At 68.3% G+C, this 19,098-nt stretch carries 24 protein-coding genes; 17 read left to right on the top strand and 7 right to left on the bottom strand.

Annotated elements, in window-relative coordinates; translation table 11 throughout:
- Positions 1–28: 28 nt before the first annotated feature.
- The 6 genes from NO998_RS05990 to NO998_RS05965 all read right to left on the bottom strand — a co-directional run bounded on the left by NO998_RS05990 (position 29) and on the right by NO998_RS05965 (position 3,117).
- Entirely contained in the window at positions 29–1,186 is a 1,158-nt protein-coding gene (locus NO998_RS05990; protein ID WP_267646179.1) for a M24 family metallopeptidase, read from the bottom strand.
- Positions 1,187–1,241: 55 nt separating this feature from the next.
- Positions 1,242–1,706, bottom strand: a complete 465-nt coding sequence (locus NO998_RS05985; RefSeq protein WP_267646178.1) for a hypothetical protein — start codon at positions 1,704–1,706, stop codon at positions 1,242–1,244.
- Between the two features lie 5 nt (positions 1,707–1,711).
- Entirely contained in the window at positions 1,712–2,122 is a 411-nt protein-coding gene (locus tag NO998_RS05980) for a hypothetical protein (protein WP_267646177.1), read from the bottom strand.
- Between the two features lie 54 nt (positions 2,123–2,176).
- Positions 2,177–2,512: a DUF4112 domain-containing protein gene (locus tag NO998_RS05975; RefSeq protein ID WP_267646176.1), complete on the bottom strand. Its 336-nt coding sequence runs from the start codon at positions 2,510–2,512 to the stop codon at positions 2,177–2,179.
- Positions 2,513–2,791 (bottom strand): UPF0058 family protein, encoded by a 279-nt coding sequence (locus tag NO998_RS05970; RefSeq protein ID WP_267646175.1) that lies wholly within the window; start codon positions 2,789–2,791, stop codon positions 2,513–2,515. It abuts the gene before it with no gap.
- A 113-nt stretch (positions 2,792–2,904) separates the two neighbouring features.
- A complete protein-coding gene (locus NO998_RS05965; RefSeq protein ID WP_267646174.1) occupies positions 2,905–3,117 on the bottom strand; it encodes a DUF7120 family protein in 213 nt (70 codons plus the stop codon).
- Positions 3,118–3,269: 152 nt separating this feature from the next.
- On the opposite strand from NO998_RS05965, the gene NO998_RS05960 reads away from it, so the two are divergent.
- Both NO998_RS05960 and NO998_RS05955 read left to right on the top strand, forming a co-directional pair.
- Positions 3,270–3,860, top strand: coding sequence for a sulfite oxidase-like oxidoreductase (locus NO998_RS05960; protein ID WP_267646173.1), 591 nt, complete (start codon positions 3,270–3,272; stop codon positions 3,858–3,860).
- A gap of 26 nt (positions 3,861–3,886) precedes the next feature.
- Positions 3,887–5,224, top strand: a complete 1,338-nt coding sequence (locus tag NO998_RS05955; RefSeq protein WP_267646172.1) for an isochorismate synthase — start codon at positions 3,887–3,889, stop codon at positions 5,222–5,224.
- On the opposite strand, the gene NO998_RS05950 is transcribed toward NO998_RS05955, so the two are convergent.
- Positions 5,221–6,606 carry a M20/M25/M40 family metallo-hydrolase gene (locus NO998_RS05950; protein WP_267646171.1) on the bottom strand — a complete coding sequence of 462 codons (1,386 nt, stop codon included), beginning with the start codon at positions 6,604–6,606 and terminating at the stop codon, positions 5,221–5,223. The genes NO998_RS05955 and NO998_RS05950 overlap by 4 nt on opposite strands.
- Before the next feature lie 183 nt (positions 6,607–6,789).
- Here NO998_RS05950 and NO998_RS05945 point away from each other — a divergent pair, with 183 nt between their 5' ends.
- From NO998_RS05945 to nuoK, 15 genes are all read left to right on the top strand, one after another.
- A complete protein-coding gene (locus NO998_RS05945) occupies positions 6,790–7,566 on the top strand; it encodes a DICT sensory domain-containing protein (protein WP_267646170.1) in 777 nt (258 codons plus the stop codon).
- 311 nt (positions 7,567–7,877) lie between these two features.
- Positions 7,878–8,726 (top strand): glycoside hydrolase family 18 protein, encoded by an 849-nt coding sequence (locus tag NO998_RS05940; protein ID WP_267646169.1) that lies wholly within the window; start codon positions 7,878–7,880, stop codon positions 8,724–8,726.
- Between the two features lie 39 nt (positions 8,727–8,765).
- On the top strand, positions 8,766–9,602 hold the full coding sequence (locus NO998_RS05935; protein WP_267646168.1) for a universal stress protein: 837 nt from the start codon (positions 8,766–8,768) through the stop codon (positions 9,600–9,602).
- 60 nt (positions 9,603–9,662) lie between these two features.
- Positions 9,663–9,965, top strand: a complete 303-nt coding sequence (locus tag NO998_RS05930; protein WP_267646167.1) for a hypothetical protein — start codon at positions 9,663–9,665, stop codon at positions 9,963–9,965.
- 49 nt (positions 9,966–10,014) lie between these two features.
- Complete coding sequence (locus NO998_RS05925; RefSeq protein WP_267646166.1) at positions 10,015–11,859, top strand: flippase activity-associated protein Agl23; 1,845 nt, start codon at positions 10,015–10,017, stop codon at positions 11,857–11,859.
- Between the two features lie 67 nt (positions 11,860–11,926).
- Positions 11,927–13,090, top strand: coding sequence for a 5-(carboxyamino)imidazole ribonucleotide synthase (locus NO998_RS05920; protein WP_267646165.1), 1,164 nt, complete (start codon positions 11,927–11,929; stop codon positions 13,088–13,090).
- Entirely contained in the window at positions 13,087–13,695 is a 609-nt protein-coding gene (gene purE / locus NO998_RS05915; protein WP_267646164.1) for a 5-(carboxyamino)imidazole ribonucleotide mutase, read from the top strand. The genes NO998_RS05920 and purE overlap by 4 nt, the downstream gene beginning before the upstream one ends.
- Positions 13,696–13,842: 147 nt before the next feature.
- Positions 13,843–14,256, top strand: a complete 414-nt coding sequence (locus NO998_RS05910) for an NADH-quinone oxidoreductase subunit A (protein WP_267646163.1) — start codon at positions 13,843–13,845, stop codon at positions 14,254–14,256.
- Positions 14,253–14,954: an NADH-quinone oxidoreductase subunit B gene (locus NO998_RS05905; RefSeq protein WP_267646159.1), complete on the top strand. Its 702-nt coding sequence runs from the start codon at positions 14,253–14,255 to the stop codon at positions 14,952–14,954. The genes NO998_RS05910 and NO998_RS05905 overlap by 4 nt, the downstream gene beginning before the upstream one ends.
- On the top strand, positions 14,951–16,615 hold the full coding sequence (locus tag NO998_RS05900) for an NADH-quinone oxidoreductase subunit D (RefSeq protein WP_267646158.1): 1,665 nt from the start codon (positions 14,951–14,953) through the stop codon (positions 16,613–16,615). The genes NO998_RS05905 and NO998_RS05900 overlap by 4 nt, the downstream gene beginning before the upstream one ends.
- A complete protein-coding gene (locus NO998_RS05895; RefSeq protein ID WP_345781116.1) occupies positions 16,612–17,679 on the top strand; it encodes a complex I subunit 1/NuoH family protein in 1,068 nt (355 codons plus the stop codon). Before NO998_RS05900 ends, NO998_RS05895 begins: the two co-directional genes overlap by 4 nt.
- Entirely contained in the window at positions 17,676–18,137 is a 462-nt protein-coding gene (locus NO998_RS05890; protein WP_267646157.1) for a NuoI/complex I 23 kDa subunit family protein, read from the top strand. Before NO998_RS05895 ends, NO998_RS05890 begins: the two co-directional genes overlap by 4 nt.
- Before the next feature lie 4 nt (positions 18,138–18,141).
- Positions 18,142–18,408 (top strand): NADH-quinone oxidoreductase subunit J, encoded by a 267-nt coding sequence (locus NO998_RS05885; protein WP_267646156.1) that lies wholly within the window; start codon positions 18,142–18,144, stop codon positions 18,406–18,408.
- Positions 18,409–18,795, top strand: a complete 387-nt coding sequence (locus tag NO998_RS05880) for a proton-conducting membrane transporter (protein ID WP_267646155.1) — start codon at positions 18,409–18,411, stop codon at positions 18,793–18,795.
- Complete coding sequence (gene nuoK, locus NO998_RS05875) at positions 18,795–19,097, top strand: NADH-quinone oxidoreductase subunit NuoK (protein ID WP_267646153.1); 303 nt, start codon at positions 18,795–18,797, stop codon at positions 19,095–19,097. Before NO998_RS05880 ends, nuoK begins: the two co-directional genes overlap by 1 nt.
- Position 19,098: the final 1 nt, after the last annotated feature.

Below are 19,098 nucleotides of genomic sequence, written 5' to 3'. Positions count from 1 at the left end.
GTGTTGCTGTGAGAACAGGGATGACGCCCTACACCGACAACGACCACAACGCCGTCTGGGGCTCGACGACGAACTCGGTGCCGCCCTCGGTCACACGGACCATCTCCTCCTGTCCGACGTAGCCCCACTCGGTCTCGATGCCGAGTTCGAGCGTGTACACCTCGCCCTCGCGGACCTCGCTCTCGACGGAGTCGCCGTAGCGGTCCCACTCCGGGCCGAGGAGGGTGCCACCGTCGTGGGCGCTCCGGCCCACTTGGTGGCCGAAGGCGTGATCGAACAGCTCCCGGTCGCGGGCGATCAACTCCGCCCGGGCCCGGGCGTCGACGCGGTGGCCGACGGCGCCGGGTTCGAGTTGGTCCCGGCCGGCGTCGATGGCCGCGCGGACGTCCTCGAACGCCTCCTGCAGCCCCTCGCTCGGTTCGCCCCGTACCCAGACGCGTTGGAGGTCGGCAGCGTACTCCTCTTTGACGACGCCGAAGTCGACGTGGAGCAGTTCACCCTCGGGGACCGTTCGGTCGCCGGGGAGCGTGTGGCCCACGTCGGCGGCGCCGCCGGCGTGGACTGTCGGGCAGTAGTCCCACGACCACGCGCTCCCGTAGCCCGCCTCGCGCATGCGCTCGTGGAGCGAGTCGGCGATGTCGGCCTCGGTAGTCTCGGGGGTCCACTCGTCGGCCATCGTGTGGAGCAGGTCGAGAGTCGTCTCGGCGGCGGCGGCGATGCGCTCGTGTTCGGTCCCGGACTTGATGCCGCGGACGTCGGCGATCACGTCGCCGGCGCCGACGAACTCCCGGCCCGGGAGCATCTCTTCGAGTCGCTCGTACATCCCGTGGGTGAGGCCGTCGGCGACCACGTCGTCGCGGTCGACGTTGATGGCGACGCGCTCGGCGTTCATCCGGGAGAGCGTCCCGCGGAGGTCCTCCCGGATCGACTCGTCGTACGGGCGGACCTCGTGGACGCCGAGGTCCTCGGCGGTGGGGGCGTCGTGGCGCCCGAGGATCACGGTCGAACTCTCGGCGCCGATCACGACCGCGGTGGGCCAGACGACGTCGAACCCCAGCACGTAGGGGAGTGCCGGCTCGTCGATCTCGGTCGTCTCTCGGCAGAAGGTCAGCCACGCGTCGACGTCGCTGTCGGCGACGGCGTCGCGGGCTTGTTCGACTTTCTCGCGGACGAGGGTCGTATCCATACCCGCCACCTGTAGCGGGGAGGGTTTAGCTTCCGGGGAGTGCCCCCGCGTGCCTTCACGCTGGCCACACGACCGACAGCGGGAGGGCGAGTAGCACCCCCGCGACGATCAGCGAGAAGCCCGTCAGTTCGACCCGGCGTTCGTAGTCGTCGAGGTCGTCGCTCTCGGCGCGCAGGACCGCGAGCGTCCGCCGGAACCTCCGCAGGGGCCCGCCGACCTCCCGGCCCGTCGCCGCGCGGAGTCGTCGCTGCTCGCGGAACGACCAGCCGGCGTAGGCGAGCATCGAGAGCCCCGAACTGGTCAGGAACGACAGGAAGAGCCAGCCGCTGAGTGGGTCCTGCAGCGTCGGCTCGTCGACGAACGGTTCGTCGGCGGCCACGAGCAGTTCGAGCACCACCCCCATCAGGGAGAGCACCGCGAGCCCGAACAGCCCGGCCGCGGTTTTCGCGAGCCGACGGCCGAAGCTCCCCAGGTCGGTCCCATCGGGCGTCGTCCCGCCGGGGTCAGGCTCGTCGTTCATCGTTCCTACCGACCGATCACGAACGAGCCGACGAGGTAGACGGCGACGGCGACGACGAGCCCACTCGCAGCCCCCAACAGGAGGTCGGGGCCGGTCACGAACCCCAGCGCGAGCACGGTGATGGCCCCGAGTTCGAAGCCGAGGCCGAGCATGCCCGGTCCGGTGCTTCGCGAGACGCGCTCGGCGGCCGCCCCGAGTCCGGCGTCACCAGCTTCCTGTGCGGCCGTGAGGCCGAGGAACCACGGGAGGAAGAGGAACGCGCCGACGCCGCCGAAACCGCCGGCGACGACGCCGTAGGGGATGCTTTCGAGGGAGAGTACGCCGACGGCGGTGAACGCGACGGTCTGCATGACGGCCGAGCCGGCGCCGAGCAGGGTGAGGGCCCGGTCGCTCGGTTGGGCGTTCGTGGAGGACATGAACGGGCGTTCAGCGAGCGGTTCGATAAACCCAACGGAGAACGACGGCAGTCCCTACGCGCCGTCGAGGTGGCGCTCGATCCGGGCGACGTTCCGACGGTTCGCCTTCCACGTGATGTCGAGCAGGTCGCCGAACACCGGGACGCTGCCGGCGACGGCGTCGACGCCGACCCGGAGCAGCATCACCGCGAGCGTGAGCCGTGGGAGGCCGAGCCGGTAGCCCTGATAGACGATGTACAGCGCCGGCACCGCGGTGACCCAGTCGCCGACGATCGGGAGCAGGCCCAGGAGGCCGTCTAAGCCGATCTCGCCGACAACGGGGAGCGAGAACGCGCCGTCGAGCAGGTCGGCGACCCGGCGGGCGCGGTCGAGCCGGGCCGGGTCGGTCATCTACAGGCGGCTCTCGGCGTCGTCTGCCAGCTCCTGCATGCGCTTGCCGATCCGGCCGGCCGAGGAGAACTCGTCGTCGCTCATGGCGGACGCGAGCGCGTTTCCGAGCACGAAGACGGCGTGTTTGTGTTCGCTCTTCGATTTGTGGACGTGGGAGGGGTCAACGTCGAGTTCGTCGTACTCGTCGAAGGTGCCGGCCTCGATGTCCTCACGGTCCCGGAAGTTCTCCATGATGATGACCATCTGTTCGTGGAGTTCGAGCAGTTCGTCCTTGTGCATACCTGTTCCACGCGGTTCCGGGGGTTAAACGTTATTGGGTGGGAGTCACACGAACGGCCACGAACGGCGGCGCCGAGGCTCATCGGGGGTGAGCGGCCTCGAAAACTCGGGGGTCAGAAGACGTACTCGTCCTCGTGGCCCATCATGCCCTCGTCCTCGAACTCGGGCTCCTCGTCGTCCATCGGGCCGCTTGTTTTGTAGGCTTTCAGTCCCGTCGAAAGGAGTTCCTCGACGGCTTCGTTGCGGTCGACGAACTCGCCCTGTTCGACGAGCTGTGCGATTTGCATCTCCAGGTGTTCGGGGACGTTGAGATCGACCTTCGGCATCTGTCAGGGGAGTTTGGCCCACCGAGTATATAAGCTCGTTGGCGCGGCGTGGCGGCGGCAGAGCCCCGTCTACGCCGGCCAACGCGCGCTGATCCGGGTGTCGATGGGCCGCATCCGATAACCATAGGTGAGCGGGCCCGCTCCGTTCGAGTATGACTACGGACGTGACCGGGCTCTACGAGGAGTTCGGCGACGAACGACTGCCGCCGGGCCAGCGAAAGACCGAGAGCTTCCCGGTGCTCTCGAAGGGGAACACGCCGAAAGTCGACGACGACTGGACAGTCACCGTCTCGGGCGCCGTCGAGGAGGAACGGGAGTTCTCCGCGGCCGAGTTCATGGACCTGGCCCCGGAGACCCAGACGCAGGACTTCCACTGCGTGACCGGTTGGTCGAAGTTCGACTGCGAGTTCACGGGGCTGCCGTTCCCCGAACTCGTCGACGCCGTCGGGGTCGACGACGACGCCGAGCACGTGATGTTCCACGCCCACGACGGCTACACGACCGACCTCACGCTGGCGGAGTGCGACCGACGGGAGGTGCTGTTCACGTGGGAGTTCGACGGTGAACCCCTGCCCGCCGACCACGGCGGACCGCTCCGCGTCGTCACCCCGCACAAGTACGCCTACAAGGGGGCGAAGTGGGTGAAGGGCGTCGAGTTCCTCACCGAGGCGGAACTGGGCTACTGGGAGAAGCGGGGCTACTCCGACAGCGCGAACCCGTGGAACGAGGAACGGTACAGTTAGGGCCGCCCGTAGTGAAAGAGGGGTAGATGGAGTCACCGCGGCAGACCGGTCTCGACCCGGCAGAGACGACGTTCGTCGGTCGGAGCCGGGAGGTTCCGGACGTGTCGTTCCGTGCGTTCCTCGCCGGGCGAGGAGCGCCACGTGTCCACTGGGCGGCCCCGGACGGGCTGGAAGTCGTCGGCGCGGGCGAAGCCGCCCGCCTGACCGGCGCCGGGGGCGAGCGGTTCAGCGCGGTCCGGGAGGCCGGCGAGACGGCCTTCGACGGCGCAGACGCCCCCGAGGGCCCCGCTCGCCCGCGATTTTTCGGCGGCGCCGCCTTCCACGACGACCACGAGCCCTCGCCGCCGTGGGAGGGGTTCCCGCCGGCGACGTTCGTCCTCCCCCGGATCCAACTGGTTCGGACCGACGACGCGACGCACCTGACTGTCGTGCGCGCCGACGGCGACGCCGTCGCCGCCGAGGCCGACCTCGAGGCGGCGGCGGCGGAGATCGACGACCTCCCCGCGATGCGTCCCGTCGAGGACCCGCCGGGCGTCGTCGCCAGCCGCCGGACGACGACCGAACAGGAGTGGGCCGAGGGGATCGAGGCGGCCGTCGAACGGATCGAAGCCGGCGAACTCCGGAAGGTGGTCCTCGCCGTCGCGCTCGCGGTCACACTCGAGGAGGAAGTCGTCGTTTCGGACACGCTCGAACGGCTGCGACGCTCCTACCCCGACTGTTTCCGCTTTCTGGTCCAGCCGACCGACGAGGCCGGCTTCTTCGGCGTCCCGCCCGAGCGGCTGGTCCGCCTCGAGGGGGATCACGCGGTCACGGAGGCGCTGGCAGGCACGGTCGCCCGCGGGGAGACACCCGAGGAGGACGCCGCGCTCGCTGATTCGCTGCTCGGGAGCGAGAAACTCCAGCACGAACAGGCACTCGTCGCCGAGGCCATCGAGGAACACCTCGCGCCGCTGGGCGACGTACGCGTCGCCGAACAGGGGGTCCGGAAGCTGGCGAACGTCCAGCACCTCCACACCCCGATCGAGGCCGACCTCGACGGCGACACGCACGTTCTGGAACTCGTGGATGCGATCCACCCGACGCCCGCCGTGGGCGGCCTGCCGCCGGAGACTGCGGAGCGCGTGATCCGCGAGACCGAGACGTTCGAGCGCGGCTGGTACGCCGCCCCCGTGGGCTGGTTCGACACCGACGGCGACGGGGAGTTCGCGGTCGGCATCCGCTCGGCGGTCGCGGGCGGCCGCCGGGCCACGCTCTTCGCGGGCAACGGCATCGTCGCCGACAGCGACCCCGAAGTCGAGTGGGAGGAGGTCGGCCTCAAACTGGAGCCGATCCTCGCGGCGCTCGACACCGACGACGAGGACTAAGGCTCGACGGAGCCGACGGCGTGCAGTAGCCGGGCGCTGGTCCGGATCCCCTTCTCGAAGTGGTCGACGGCGAAGCGCTCGTCGGCCGAGTGCTGATTGTTGTTGCCCTGCCCGTACGGGATGCTCGCGTGCGGGAGGCCGAGGTAGTCGGTGAACAGCGCGTACGGCGCCGAGCCACCCGTCGACGGCTTCACGACCGGTTCCGCGCCCCAGCCCTCGGTGACGGCGTCGACGATCGGATCGAAGTACGGCGTGTCCGTCGGCGTCCGCATCGGGTCCATGCTTGCGTGGTAGGTGACCGTCGTCTCCAGTCGGTCGTCGGCGTGTTGCTCGACGTGGCGCTCGAACAGGTCGAAGATCCGGTCCGGGTCCTGATCGACGACGAGGCGCATGTCGATGGTGGCCGAGGCGTCGCTCGGAACGATGGTCTTGAAACCCGTCTCCCCGTGTCCGCCGGCGATGCCGTTGACGTTGAGCGTCGGGTAGTAGAGGGTCTTCTCGAGGAACGTCTCTCCGGGGCCGTCCTGGAGGCCGCCCACCTCGAGGTCCGCCAGGAGCTCAGCCTCGTCGGGTTCGAAGGTATCCAGTAGTTCGCGGTCGGGGGCTGGCACCCCCTCGACCTCGTCGTAGAAGCCGTCGATAGCGATGCGGCCGTGGGGGTCACGCATCGTGCCGAGGAGGCGGATCAACTCCCACGCGGGGTTGGGGACCGCGCCGCCGTAGTGGCCGGAGTGGAGGTCCCCCTTCGGCCCGCTCACGTCGAGGCCGACGACGAGGATGCCGCGGTTGCCGAAGCTGACGGACGGCCGGCCGGAGTCGTCGATGGGGCCGTCGGAGTTGATCGACACGTCGGCGTCGAGGTCCGGTTCGCGGGCCTCGACGGCGTCGAGGAGGTTCGGACTGCCGCTCTCCTCCTCGCCGTCGAGTATCAGCGTGACGTTACACGGCAGGCCGGTGGTCTCCCGCAGCGTCCGGACCGCACAGGGGTAGGTGAAGTGCTGGCCCTTGTTGTCGACGGTGCCGCGGCCGTAGAGCAGTTCCTCGCCGTCCTCCACGCGGATTTCCGGCTCGAACGGCGGGGTCGTCCACTCCGCCGGGTCGACCGGCTGTACGTCGTAGTGGCCGTACACCAGCGCCGTCGGCGCGTCGTTGTCGGGGTCGTTGTCGACGTAGGCGTGGGCGAGGACGGACGGGTGGCCCGATGTCTCGACAATGTCGGCCTCGTCGAAGCCGTACTCCAGACAGAGTTCGCGTTCGTGTTCAGCACACTCACGGATCCCCTCGCCGGTGGCACTGATCGACGGCTGGGCGATCAACGCCTGCAGGTCGGTCAGGTACGTCTCGAAGTGGTCGTCGATGGTGTCGTCGACGGATGGGTCCATACAGTGGACGTGGACCAAAGCGAGGTAAATGGTCGCATGGGGCACGACCCTTGCCGAGAGTCCGGTTTCGCCCGCTCGGGACGAGCGACGAGCGCCACCGAACCACCACACAGAGGGACTATTCGGGCGGAGACGTGTCCGGTCGAAGAAGCTATGTAGGTTACCAGTCAAGCTTCGGCCCAGATGTCGCTCGAACGATTCGTCGACGCCTACGAGGGTGTCGAACGGTCGCTCGTTCTGGCGAACCGGCGCCAGCCCGAGCAGCTCCGTTCGATGCTCGAAACCGCGTTCGCAGAGCAGTCCGTGGCCGTCGACGACGCGATCGTCGACGGTGAGGAGGAGGACATGGTGTTGCTCCTCGGCCCCGACGAGGAGGTGTTGGCTCGGTCGCCGCTGTCGGCGGTTGCGAGTTCGCTGCTGTTCACCAACTCAGACGCCTTCATCACCGGTTCGACCGATCTCGACGCGGTCGACCTGCCCGACGTGATCACCGGGTTGGAGGGGGTGAAGTTCCGACTGCGAGGCTACCCCCGGTCACACAAGGAGAAGCTACTGTTGATCGCCGTCTCCCGACAGATCGAGCGCAGCGCGTGGCTTCGCGACGCCGGCACACACCGGGCCTCGTTCCAGCAGCTCTCCCGGATCGTCGACGAGCAGGGGACCGAACGCGTCTACCGTCGGCTGGGCGAGAGCGCGGTCGACACGCACGTCTACGGCGTTGACGACGGCAGCGCGGAGCGCGCGAGCGCGTTGGGTGTCACGGTCCACGCGGGAACGTCGACGGACTACCGGGACTCGTGGTTCGTGATCCACCGACCGCCGGAAGCCGGCGAGCCGTCGGGCCCCGACCCCATCGCGCTGCTGGCGGTACAGGACGAGGAGGGCGTCTGGCACGGCTTTTTCACCACCGAGCAGGAGCCGGCGATCCGCGTGGACGACTACGTTCGGACGGCGCTCTGAGTCGGCGTCGGCGGCTTTATGACGGAGTCGGCCGAACGGTCGGGTATGTCTACGAAAGCAAAGGTCCTGCTCGTGTTCGCGTTCGTAACGATCGTCTACTTCCTCGTCGGCGGCGACGCCGATCCCGTGGAAGTCGAAGTCGAGAGCGAATAACCGCGGCGGCAGCGGATCGCCGAGACCTCGGTGTCTCGGCCCCGGTCACGCCGCCGTCGGCGTGTATGACGCCGGCCACGGCGTGATCGCGTGATCGCTTCTCCCGCTCCCCTGTCGGGAGCGAACCACTTACCCGCCAGCCCCACCTCCCCAGAGGCATGTACGGGGTCGTCACACGCAACGCCGAGGAGGTCGAGTGGCCGGCGTTCGATCGGGGGTTCTACGAGGTGAAGGACGTGACCGGCCGGGCCGCCGAACCGTTGCCGAACGCGGTGAACATGGTCTCCTGTTTCGGCGACAACGCCGCCGGCGAGTCCAGCCCCGAGTTGGTGCCCGTCGACGACGAGGGCAACCGGGCGACCCGCGACCAGCCCTACTTCGACTGGGCGTACGTCTGTCCGACCCACGAGAAGTACCGCGAGGGGCTGCTGGAGACGATCGCCGACTGCGCCGCCGCCAACGAGGACGTGCGCCTCGACGACGTGGGGTTCCCCCGGGCGGAGTACTGCCGCTGTGACCGCTGTGAGCGACTGTTCGAAGAGAGCGACTACGACGACCGGATGAACTGGCGCGGTAGCGTCATCACCGAGTTCGTGAAGGAAGCCAGCGAACGGATTCCGGGGACGACGTACCTCACGCTCTACCCGGACCCCTATCCGGGCCACCTGTTCGACCGGGCCGGACTGGACCTTTCGGTGCTCTCGGCGTACGTCGACGAGTTCGTCGTCCCGCTGTACGACACCCACTACGGGACGACCTACTGGCTGGAGAGCATCGCAAAGGGGTTCCAAGACCTACTGGGCTGGTCGCCCGAGACGCCCGAAGCGGGCACGCCGTTCTCCATCGAACTGTACGCCGTCGACGTGGGCGTCGACGAACTGGTCCACGCGACGGAAGTCGCCGACGCGTACGCGAAGGACGTCTTCTTCGGCTACGACGCCAGTAACGCCCAAGCCGCGGTCCGCCGGAAGAAGGCCGACGAGCGCGAGGGCGTGAGTCACGGATAGGCCCGAACCTCTTAGCCCTCCCCGGTCCAACACCGGCCCATGTACGATCGGATCCTCCTGCCCGTTGACGAGGCCGCCGTCGAGAGCAGCCTCCTCTACCACGCCGCCGAGCTCGCCAACTGGGACGACGCCGCGGTGGAACTGCTCTACGTCGCCGACACCGGCCGGGACAGCGTCACCGTCGCCGACGGCGAGGTCGTCGACGCGCTCGTCGAGGAGGGTGAGAAGGTCGTCGCCGAGGCCGGCCGACTGCTCGACTCGCTGGGCGTCGAGTACACCACTAGCGTCGAGCAGGGCACGCCCGCGAAGACCATCGTCGACTACGCCGAGCGTGGCGGCCACGACCTGATCGCGATCCCGACCCACGGCCGCGAAGGGCTCTCGCGGTACCTGCTCGGTAGCGTCACCGAGAAGGTCGTCCGACTCGCGCCAGCGCCGGTACTGACGGCGCCGCTTGAGGAGGACGGGTTCGAGTTCCCCTACGGCGGGATGCTGCTCCCGACCGACGGCAGCGACGCCGCGCTCCGAGCGGCCCGCCACGGCCTCGACTTCGCCGCCGAACTCGACGCCACGGTCCACGTGCTCTCGGTGACGGAGGGATCGCTGTTCGACGACGAGGACGGGGCGGCGGCAGGAGACGCCGTCGACGCCGTCGTCGAGGCTGCGGAATCCCGGGGGGTCGGTACCGTGACGACCCACGTCGAAAGCGGCGACCCCGACACCGAGATCCTCGACACCATCGAGGAGACCGGCGTCGATGCGGTGGTCATGGGGGCGACGGGGCGCCACGGCATCGAGCGCGTGCTGCTCGGCGGGACCGCCGAGAAGGTCGTCCGCTCCGCGGACGTGCCCGTCATCACGGTCGGCGATCAGTAGTCAGGTCCGTTCACGGCTCGGGGTGCGGGCTTTTTGCGCGTCGCCGGAGTGGATCGAACCATGGACGAGTCCGTCCGGGAGAGCCTGAACTTCCTGCTCGTCGGGGTGATCAGCCTCGCGGTACTGGGGCTGTTCAGCAGCTTCGTGCTCCCGTCGTGGCTCCACGCCCACCCGCTGTTCGTCGTGGGGACCGTCGTCGTCGGCCTCGTCGCGGCCCACCGCCTCGTCTACAGCGGAACGATCGCGGAACTGGGGCTCTCGCCGTTGCCCCCGGAGTCCGACGACGCCCCCGACGCCGCGCCGCCGCAGCCCGAGCGAGCGGGGAAGACGCCCAAGGAGCGGATCGAGTCGCGTGAGGAGTGACCGGAACGGAACCCACAAAGCTTCATGCCTCGGGTCGGAAGACCGGCGCATGCCACGGGTGTCACCGCAGGGATCGAGCGACGAGGACCGAGCGACGGGGCGTGCGCTGCGCGCGCTGCTCGGGCTCTCGGCGCTGTCGCTGCTGGTGCGCCTCTTCGGGCTGGGCGGTCGGATCTTCCACTGGGACGAGGGGCGCGTGGGCTACTGGATCCTGCGCTACCACGAAACCGGCGAGTTCGCCTACCGACCGATCATCCACGGCCCGTTCATCCAACACGCCGATGCCCTCCTCTTCCACGTCGTCCCCGCGACCGACTTCTGGGCGCGGTTCCCCGTCGCCGTCGTCACCGCGGCGCTACCGCTGACGGCGTGGCTGCTGCGCCGACACCTCGACGACCGCGAGACGGTCGCGCTCGGGCTCCTGTTGACGTTCCAGCCGCTGTTGCTCTACTACTCGCGGTTCATGCGCTCGGACCCGCTGGTGGGGGCGTTCTGTTTCGCCGCGTTCGCGCTGCTGGTCCGGGCCTACGACACCCGGCGCCTGGCACCGGTGTTCGCCGCGAGCGCGGCGCTCGCGCTGGGGTTCGCCAGCAAGGAGAACGCCATCCTCTACGTCGCCTGCTTCGGGGGCGCCGCGGCGGTCTGCTACGACCACCGACTGCTCCGTGCGGGCGTCGACGGCGCCGACGGGACGGGTTCGGGCGCCCGTGGGCGCCTCCGTGCCGACGGTGCCGCGATCCGCGAGTGGGCCGCCGACCGTGCAGGTGACCCCCCGTATCCGGTTTGGGCCGGGGGTGCCCTCGGCGGGGTGGTGGCGACGTTCATCGCCATCACCGTCGTCATGTACGCGCCGCGGCCAGAGGCGTGGAACGCACTCGGCTCGGTCTCCGCACTGGTCGACGTGAGCGTCAGCACTCTCGGCGACACCATCTCCGAGCTAACCGACGTGTGGCTCGACCGCGACGGGGGCGACCGTTCGTACCTCGCTTTCTTCCACGACATCGTGGAGACGCTGGTCTTCGGCGCCCCGTTCCTGTTCGCCTTCGGCTTCGTCGGCTACTTCGCCGACGGCTTCGGGCTCGGGGAGGCGGCGCCGCGCCGGCGCACGCTGGTCTCGTTCTGTCTCTACTGGGCGGCCGCGAGCGTGATCGGCTACCCCATCGCCACCGACATTCAGGCGCCGTGGGCGGTCTACCACATCGTGCTCCCGCTGACGGTCCCAGCGGCGGTCGGCGTCGGCGCACTCGTCGGCGTCGTCGAACGCGAACTGACGGCGGGGGACGAGTCCCTCGCCGACGCGCTCGGTCGGATCGCCGACGGTGGCGTCGGTGGGCTCCCCCACCCTGTCCGGGCGCTCTCCGACACTGACCGCACTGTCCCGGTCGTGCTCGCGGTGTTGTTGCTCACCGGCGGCGCCGTCGGCGTCGTCGGCCTGAACGTCGACTACTGGAACAGCACCGAGTACGAGGACCGGGAGGTGCTCCAGTGGGCCCAGCCTCACAACGAACTCAAGCCAACGATGAGCGACGTCGAGGCCGTCGCCGCCGACAACGCCGGGACCGACGTGCTGTTCTACCCGAGCGGGAGCGGGGAGTTCTACGTCGCCGACGAGTCGAGTCTCCAACGGGCGCCACCCGGCGGGCCGGCCTGGCACTCCCGACTGCCGCTGCCGTGGTACCTCGAACGCGCCGGCGCCGACGTGACCTCGAGCACCCCCGACACCCCGCCCGCGGAGGCACTCGCCGACGCGCCGCCGGTCGTGATCGCTCACGACGAGAGCCGGGATGAACTCGCCGCGGAGCTCGACGGCTACGAGGTCCGACAGCACCCCTTCAAGCTCTGGGGCGAGGAGGTCGTCGTCTTCATCGACCGGGAGGCGCTGGCGGCCGCCTAACCACGAACGTGCCTATCCAGCGCCCGATGCAGCAATCCTTATGCACGTCCGTTCGGAACGACCGCGCATGAGCGTCACGCTACCCGGCCCCACGCTGGGCGTCGTCGGCGGCGGCCAACTCGGCCGAATGCTCGGGGAGGCCGCCTCGCCGTTGGGCGTCGACGTGGTCGTCCTCGACCCGACACCCGACTGCCCGGCCGCGACCGTCGCCGAGCAGATCGAGGGGGAGCTCGACGACCCCGACGCGGTTCGGGCGTTGGCCGAACGCGCCGACGTGCTGACCTACGAGATCGAGACCGCCGACCCCGACCTGCTCGCCGAGGTCCGGGACGAGACCGACACGCCGGTCCACCCGGACCCCGAGACCCTGAGAATCACGGGCGACAAACTCCGGGAGAAGGAGGCTCTCGCGGGCGCCGACATCCCCGTGCCGCGGTTCGTCCCCGCGGACACCCCGGCGGCCGTCGAGACCGCGATCGACCGCTTCGGCGGGGTTATGCTGAAAGCCCGCGAGGGTGGCTACGACGGTCGGGGGAACGAACCCGTGGCCGACGCCGACGCGGCCGAACGGACGCTGAACGCCGTCGGCGGCGACGCCGTCGCCGAGGAACTGCTCGACTTCGAGCGCGAACTGGCTGCCATCGGCGTCCGCGGCGCCGACGGGGAGACCCGCGTGTTCCCCGTGACGGAGACGATCCACCGCGAGGAGATCCTCCGCGGGAGCGTCTCCCCGCCGCGGGCTGACGAGGAAACGCTGGAACGGGCTCGCGAGGTCGTGGCGGACGTGCTCGCGGAACTCGACGGTCGCGGCGTCTTCGGCGTCGAACTGTTCGACCTGGGTGGCGAGATCGTCGTCAACGAGATCGCCCCGCGGCCGCACAACTCCGGACACTGGACGATCGAAGGAACCGCCACCTCCCAGTTCGAACAGCACGTCCGAGCGGTCCTCGGCTGGCCCCTCGGCCCCGTCGACCGCGTCGCACCCACTGCCTCGGCGAACGTCCTCGGGGACGTGGACGAGCCCCAGCCGGCGACGCTCTCGGGCGTCGAGACCGTGCTCTCGGCGTCGGACGCGAGCCTCCACTGGTACGGCAAACGCGAGGCCCGACCGCTACGGAAGATGGGCCACCTCACGGTTGTCGATTCCGACGCCGCCGGCCCGGACGCGAGCGCCGCCGACGCACTCGAAACGGCCGAACGCCTGCGCGATTCACTGACCTTCACCGAATGACCTCAGTTACCGACCTCATCGACCGACTGGAAGCGGACGCTGCGGCCGAGCGGCCCACCGAATCGACCCCCGACGTGGGGATCATCATGGGTTCGGACTCGGACCTCGACACCATGCAGGGCGCGTTCGACGCGCTCGACGCGCTGGGGTTCGCCGAGCAGACCGACCACGCCGACCCGCCGGCGGGGCGGTTCAGCTACGAGTCCTACGTCGTCTCGGCTCACCGGACCCCGGACCTCATGTACGCCTACGCCGAGACCGCCGAGGCCCGGGGGCTGGACGTCGTCATCGCCGGTGCCGGCGGGAAATCCGCCGACCTGCCGAACATGACCGCATCCATCGCGTTCCCGCTGCCGACCATCGGCGTGCCCGTTCAGGAGAAGTCCGTCGACTCCGTGATCGGGATGCCCACGGGGGCGCCGATCACCGCCGTCGACGCCGGGAAGTCCTACAACGCCGCGCTGTCGGCGGCCCAGATCCTCGCCCGCGAGTACGACGAGGTCCGGGAGCGACTCGTCGAACTGCACGACGAGCGCCGCGAGGGCGTCGGCGACGTCTCCGCGGCGCTGCACGACCTCGGCGTGGCCGGCTTCCGCGACCGCTGAGTGACCCCGTTTCGTAGGGTCCCTCAGCAGTAAGTCGCTCCGGTTTTCGGCGGTTCATCGGTACTGATTCGCACGTTCGCCCGCGCGGGGAAATGAACGCTTAAGAGCCGTGGGGACGAACCCCGGAGACGTTACGGAGAATCCGACATGAATCCATGGATAGCTATCGGCGCGTTGGCGCTCGTGGCTGTCGGCATCCCCCTCGCGATGATGGTGGTGTCGTCACTCATTCGTCCCAGCGTGCCTGAACAGGGGAAAAGTGCCGTCTACGAGAGCGGCGAGATCCCGACGGGGACGACGCGCATCCGGTTCAACATCCAGTACTACATGGTTGCGCTGCTGTTCGTCGTCTTCGACATCGAGACCGTCCTCATCTTCCCGTGGACGGTCATCTACCGGCCGGCCCTCGAAGGTGGGGCGACGCTGGTGGAGGTGCTCGCGCCGATGCTGCTGTTCATCGGTGTGTTGGGCATCGGGCTCGTCTGGGCGTGGCGGCAGGGCGCCGTCGAGTGGGTCTCGAGCCCACGTGCGCTCGAACACAAGACTGAGAGTAACCAATGAGTAGCGAACGAGAACTCTTCCGGACCGACGATTCGCAAGTACTGACCGACACCCGCGATGCACGGATGACCGGGCAGGGCGACCGGTTCAACTCCACGCTTCGCGAGGCGTTCGGCTCGTCGCCGTTCATCCTCACCAAGTTCGATAAGTTCATGAACTGGGTGCGGGGCTCGTCGATGTTCATGCTGCAGTTCGGGATCGCCTGCTGCAGCATCGAAATGATGCATACCTACGCGGTCAAACACGACCTCGACCGCTTCCACGCCGGTGTCCCGCGGGCGTCCCCGCGGCAGGCCGACGTGATGATCGTTCCGGGGACGATCGTTTCGAAGTTCGCGCCGCGGATGAAGCGCGTCTACGACCAGATGCCCGAGCCGAAGTTCGTGGTCGGCATGGGCTCCTGTACCATCTCCGGCGGGCCGTTCCAGGAGGGGTACAACGTCATCAAGGGCGCCGAGGAGGTCATCCCGGTCGACATCCACGTCCCGGGCTGCCCGCCGCGGCCGGAGGCGCTGGTCTACGGCGTCGCGAAGCTGCAAGAGCGGATCGCCAACGGCGAGGCCGCCCCGGTGACGGTCAAGCCCTACGAGCTCGAACAGTTCGGCGACCTCGACCGCGACGAGATCGTCGATCAGCTCTCCGACCAGATCGACGAGGAGGACCTCGTGATGCGGTACAACTGGGCTGATTCGCCATGAGCAGCCTCCAGGAAGGGGACGACACCCCCGAGATCGAGGCCGGCGAGACCGAACTCGAGGCGCTGCTCGACGACCTGATCGTCGACCGCGACGACCACATGAACGCGCCGGCGTTCGTGATCCGGCCCGACACGGTCCAGGAGACCCTCGGTCGCCTCAAGGAGGAGGCCGGCTACGACCACCTCTCGCTGGTGACCGCCGAGGAGTACCCTGACCGCTACGAGTCGATCTACCACCTGAAGAAGTTCGAGGACCCGACCGACGAGGTCAGCATCGTCGTCCCGACCGACGCCGAGAACCCCGTCAGCGAGTCCGCCGAGCCGGTGTTCCGGACGGCCGACTGGCACGAACGGGAGGCCTACGACCTCGTGGGGATCGAGTACGACGACCACCCCGACCTGCGTCGGATCCTCCTGCCCGAGACGTGGCAGGGTCACCCGATGGGGCTGGACTACGACCAGAACCGCCCCCAGATGGTGCCGCTGCGGGAACACGCGAACCCGCTGCAGGAGGACCAGCGCTCCGAGAGCGACTCGGACACGATGTTCGTCAACATCGGTCCCCACCACCCGGCGACTCACGGCGTGCTCCACCTCAAGACGACCCTCGACGGCGAGCAGGTCGTCGACGTGGAGCCGGACATCGGCTACCTGCACCGCAACGAGGAGCAGATGGCCCAGAACGGCACCTACCGCCACCAGATCATGCCCTACCCGGACCGCTGGGACTACATCTCGGCGGGGCTGCTCAACGAGTGGGCCTACGCCCGCGCAGCGGAGGACCTCGCGGACATCGAGGTCCCCGAGTACGCCCAGATCATCCGGACGATGGGCGCCGAACTCTGCCGGATCGCGGCCCACATGCTCGCGGTCGGGACGTTCGCCCTCGACATCTACGGCGACTTCACGGCCATCTTCATGTACGCGATCCGCGACCGGGAGAAGGCCCAGAACATCCTCGAGGACCTCACCGGTCAGCGGCTGATGTTCAACTACTTCCGACTCGGCGGGGTCGTCTGGGACCTGCCCGAGCCCCGAGAGGAGTTCTTCGAGAAGATCCGCACGTTCGTCGACGAACTCCCCGAGGCCCTGGAGGAGTACCACGACCTGATCACGGGCAACGAGATCCTCCAGATGCGGACCGTCGGCACCGGGATCCTCCCGAAGGAGGTCGCAAAGAACTACGGTGCGACCGGGCCGGTCGCCCGTGGCTCCGGCATCGACTACGACATCCGCCGGGACGACCCGTACGGGTACTACGACGAACTCGACTGGGAGGTCCCCGTCGAGGACGGCTGTGACAACTTCAGCCGCCTGCTCGTCCGCATGCGCGAGGTCGAGGAGTCCGCGAAGATCATCGAACAGTGTGTCGACCTGCTCGAGGACTGGCCCGAGGAGGAGCGGAACATCCAGGCCAACGTCCCGCGGACGCTCCGCCCGGACGACGACACCGAGATCTACCGTACCGTCGAGGGCGCCAAGGGCGAACTCGGCGTCTACATCCGCGCCGACGGCACCGAGAAGCCCGCCCGGTTCAAGATCCGGAGTCCGTGCTTCTCGAACCTCCAGACGCTGCCGGAGATGAGCAACGGGGAGTACATCCCCGACATGATCGCCGCGCTCGGTAGCCTCGACATCGTACTCGGGGAGGTGGACCGGTGATACTGCAGAGCGAGACGCCGCTGCCCGACACGCTGGCGAACCTCCTCGGCCTCGGTGGCTTCGGCGCCGCCGGCGAGTTCGTCGCGGCGTTCATCGCGGCGTTTATCGTTGGGAACGTGATGCTCGCGATGACCGGCGTCGCCGGTCCGTGGGCGAAGCGGAAGATCACGGCGAAGTTCACCGACCGTATCGCCGCCGACCGCATCGGGCCCGCCGGCCTCGGGACGATCCCGGCCGACGCGCTCCGACTGCTCTCGAAGGAACTGATCGTTCCGGAAGGCGCCGACCGCCCGGCGTGGGACATCGCGCCCATCGTCGTCGCCGGGTCGGCGATGCTCGGGTTCGCGGTGATCCCGATGGGCAGCGGCATTCAGGTGGCCGACCCCGAAGTCGGCCTCGCCTACGTGTTCGCGGTCGCCTCCATCGCCAGCCTCGGTATGGTGATGGCGGGCTACGCCTCGAACAACAAGTACTCCATGCTCGGCGCGCTGCGTGCCGTCGCACAGAACCTCGCCTACGAGATCCCGCTGGTGATCACCGGGGTCTCGGTGGTGCTGTTCACCGGTTCGCTCCGCCTGAGCGAGATCGTCGCGACCCAGCAGGAGACGCTGATCTCCCTCGGCGGCGTCGCGATCCCGTCGTGGTTCGCGTTCGTCAACCCCTTCGCGTTCGTGTTGTTCCTCGCCGCCAACGTGGCGGAAGTGGGACGCAACCCCTTCGATATCCCGGAGGCGCCGACGGAGATCGTCGCCGGGTTCCAGACCGAGTACTCCTCGGTCTACTTCGTCCTGCTGTACCTGGGTGAGTTCCTGCACATCTTCCTCGGCGGCGCCATCACCGCGGTGCTGTTCCTCGGCGGCGCGGCCGGCCCCGGCCCGGAGAGCATCGGCTTCCTCTGGTTCGTGGTCAAGATCTGGGCGTTCTTCCTGCTCACCCAGTGGCTCCGCTCTGCGGCGCCGCGTCTGCGTATCGACCAGCTGATCGAAGTCGGCTGGAAGGGGATGCTCGAACTCTCCTTCCTGAACCTGGTGCTCACGGCCCTAATCGTGGGAGTGGTAGCATGATCGGAATCCTGAAAGGAATGGCGACGACGATGAAGCACGCACTGGACGGCCAAACCTTCACGGTGAAGTACCCGGAGGTCGCCCCCGAAGTCAGCCCGCGGTTCCGCGGGGTCCACAAGTTCAGCCAGGAACGCTGTATCTGGTGCCGGCAGTGTGAGAACGTCTGCCCGAACGACACGATCCAGATCGTGATGGACGACCAGCGCAACGGCGAGGAGTACAACCTCCACATCGGCCAGTGTATCTACTGCCGACTCTGTGAGGAAGTCTGCCCCGTCGACGCCATCCTCCTGACCCAGAACTTCGAGTTCACGGCGGACACGAAAGACGAGTTCGTCTACAACAAAGAACAGCTGAAGAACGTCCCGTGGTACAAGGGGAGCGACCCCCTCGAAGCCCGCAACCCCGACCGCTCGGCGTGGGTGGGCGAGGGTGCCGGCGAGGTCGACTACCAGTAACAAAATGGTCTTAGAGACAATCACGTTCGCGCTGTTCGCCGCCGTGACGGTGGGGTGTGCCCTCGGGGTCGTCCTCGTGAAGGACCCGTGGCACTCCGCGCTGGCCCTCGGTGGCGCACTGTCGAGCCTGGCGGTACACTACGTGATGTTGGACGCAGGGTTCCCCGCCGCGATGCAGGTGCTGGTCTACATCGGGGGCGTCCTCGTGCTCATCACGTTCGCCGTCATGCTCACGCGAACCGACAAACCGAAATCCGAGGTGTACAGCTAGATGGTCAGTCGACCCGAACTGAAGTCCGACGCCAACTACGTCAACGGGCTCGCGGCCGCGGTGCTGTTCGCGGTGTTCGTCGCGGTCTTCCTGAGCGCGAACTTCGGCGAGGCCGCCGGCTTCGCCGAGGACGCGTCACTCGTCGCGGGCATCGGCTACGCGCTGATGGACCTCCAGGGGCAGGCCGCTGTCTCGGTCGAGGGGTTCCTCGCGACGTTCGAGATGGTCGGCGTCGTGCTCGTCGCCGCCACCGTCGCCGCCGTCACGCTCGCACGGCGTGAGGGCGACGGCACGGGGCTGGTGACGGCGCTGACCGACGGGGGGCGCGAGGAGCCACGCTCCTCGGAAAGCCGGACGGAGTCCGGCGGTGAGGAGGTGGAGGACTGATGGTACCCGTCGAGTACTACCTCGTGCTCTCGGCGGCCGTGTTCTCCATCGGGCTCTACGGACTGCTGACCCGGGAGAACGCGCTGCTGTTCCTGATGTCGGTCGAACTGATGCTCAACGCCGCGAACATCAACTTCGTGGCCTTCAGCGCCCAGTGGGGCAACCTCACCGGACAGACGTTCAGCCTGTTCGTGATGGCGCTGGCAGCCGCTGAAGTGGCTGTCGGCATCGGCATCATCCTGGTACTGTATCGTAACTTCAAGGACGTGGACGTGACAGTCCCGCAGTCGATGAGGTGGTAAG

Source organism: Halolamina litorea (assembly GCF_026616205.1).
GTDB lineage: Archaea > Halobacteriota > Halobacteria > Halobacteriales > Haloferacaceae > Halolamina > Halolamina litorea.
This window is presented reverse-complemented; position numbering and strand designations above follow the sequence as displayed.

Excerpts from the sequence above, each read along its gene's own strand:
- NO998_RS05935 (WP_267646168.1), top strand. The coding sequence starts at position 8,766 with ATGTACGATCGGATCCTCCTGCCCGTTGACGAGGCCGCCGTCGAGAGC.
- NO998_RS05955 (WP_267646172.1), top strand. The coding sequence starts at position 3,887 with ATGGAGTCACCGCGGCAGACCGGTCTCGACCCGGCAGAGACGACGTTC.
- NO998_RS05885 (WP_267646156.1), top strand. The coding sequence starts at position 18,142 with ATGGTCTTAGAGACAATCACGTTCGCGCTGTTCGCCGCCGTGACGGTG.
- NO998_RS05970 (WP_267646175.1), bottom strand. The coding sequence starts at position 2,791 with ATGCACAAGGACGAACTGCTCGAACTCCACGAACAGATGGTCATCATC.
- NO998_RS05975 (WP_267646176.1), bottom strand. The coding sequence starts at position 2,512 with ATGACCGACCCGGCCCGGCTCGACCGCGCCCGCCGGGTCGCCGACCTG.
- NO998_RS05980 (WP_267646177.1), bottom strand. The coding sequence starts at position 2,122 with ATGTCCTCCACGAACGCCCAACCGAGCGACCGGGCCCTCACCCTGCTC.
- NO998_RS05965 (WP_267646174.1), bottom strand. The coding sequence starts at position 3,117 with ATGCCGAAGGTCGATCTCAACGTCCCCGAACACCTGGAGATGCAAATC.
- NO998_RS05920 (WP_267646165.1), top strand. The coding sequence starts at position 11,927 with ATGAGCGTCACGCTACCCGGCCCCACGCTGGGCGTCGTCGGCGGCGGC.
- NO998_RS05880 (WP_267646155.1), top strand. The coding sequence starts at position 18,409 with ATGGTCAGTCGACCCGAACTGAAGTCCGACGCCAACTACGTCAACGGG.
- NO998_RS05985 (WP_267646178.1), bottom strand. The coding sequence starts at position 1,706 with ATGAACGACGAGCCTGACCCCGGCGGGACGACGCCCGATGGGACCGAC.
- NO998_RS05950 (WP_267646171.1), bottom strand. The coding sequence starts at position 6,606 with ATGGACCCATCCGTCGACGACACCATCGACGACCACTTCGAGACGTAC.
- NO998_RS05910 (WP_267646163.1), top strand. The coding sequence starts at position 13,843 with ATGAATCCATGGATAGCTATCGGCGCGTTGGCGCTCGTGGCTGTCGGC.
- NO998_RS05900 (WP_267646158.1), top strand. The coding sequence starts at position 14,951 with ATGAGCAGCCTCCAGGAAGGGGACGACACCCCCGAGATCGAGGCCGGC.
- NO998_RS05940 (WP_267646169.1), top strand. The coding sequence starts at position 7,878 with ATGTACGGGGTCGTCACACGCAACGCCGAGGAGGTCGAGTGGCCGGCG.
- NO998_RS05925 (WP_267646166.1), top strand. The coding sequence starts at position 10,015 with ATGCCACGGGTGTCACCGCAGGGATCGAGCGACGAGGACCGAGCGACG.
- NO998_RS05930 (WP_267646167.1), top strand. The coding sequence starts at position 9,663 with ATGGACGAGTCCGTCCGGGAGAGCCTGAACTTCCTGCTCGTCGGGGTG.
- NO998_RS05890 (WP_267646157.1), top strand. The coding sequence starts at position 17,676 with ATGATCGGAATCCTGAAAGGAATGGCGACGACGATGAAGCACGCACTG.
- NO998_RS05990 (WP_267646179.1), bottom strand. The coding sequence starts at position 1,186 with ATGGATACGACCCTCGTCCGCGAGAAAGTCGAACAAGCCCGCGACGCC.
- NO998_RS05905 (WP_267646159.1), top strand. The coding sequence starts at position 14,253 with ATGAGTAGCGAACGAGAACTCTTCCGGACCGACGATTCGCAAGTACTG.
- purE (WP_267646164.1), top strand. The coding sequence starts at position 13,087 with ATGACCTCAGTTACCGACCTCATCGACCGACTGGAAGCGGACGCTGCG.
- NO998_RS05960 (WP_267646173.1), top strand. The coding sequence starts at position 3,270 with ATGACTACGGACGTGACCGGGCTCTACGAGGAGTTCGGCGACGAACGA.
- nuoK (WP_267646153.1), top strand. The coding sequence starts at position 18,795 with ATGGTACCCGTCGAGTACTACCTCGTGCTCTCGGCGGCCGTGTTCTCC.
- NO998_RS05945 (WP_267646170.1), top strand. The coding sequence starts at position 6,790 with ATGTCGCTCGAACGATTCGTCGACGCCTACGAGGGTGTCGAACGGTCG.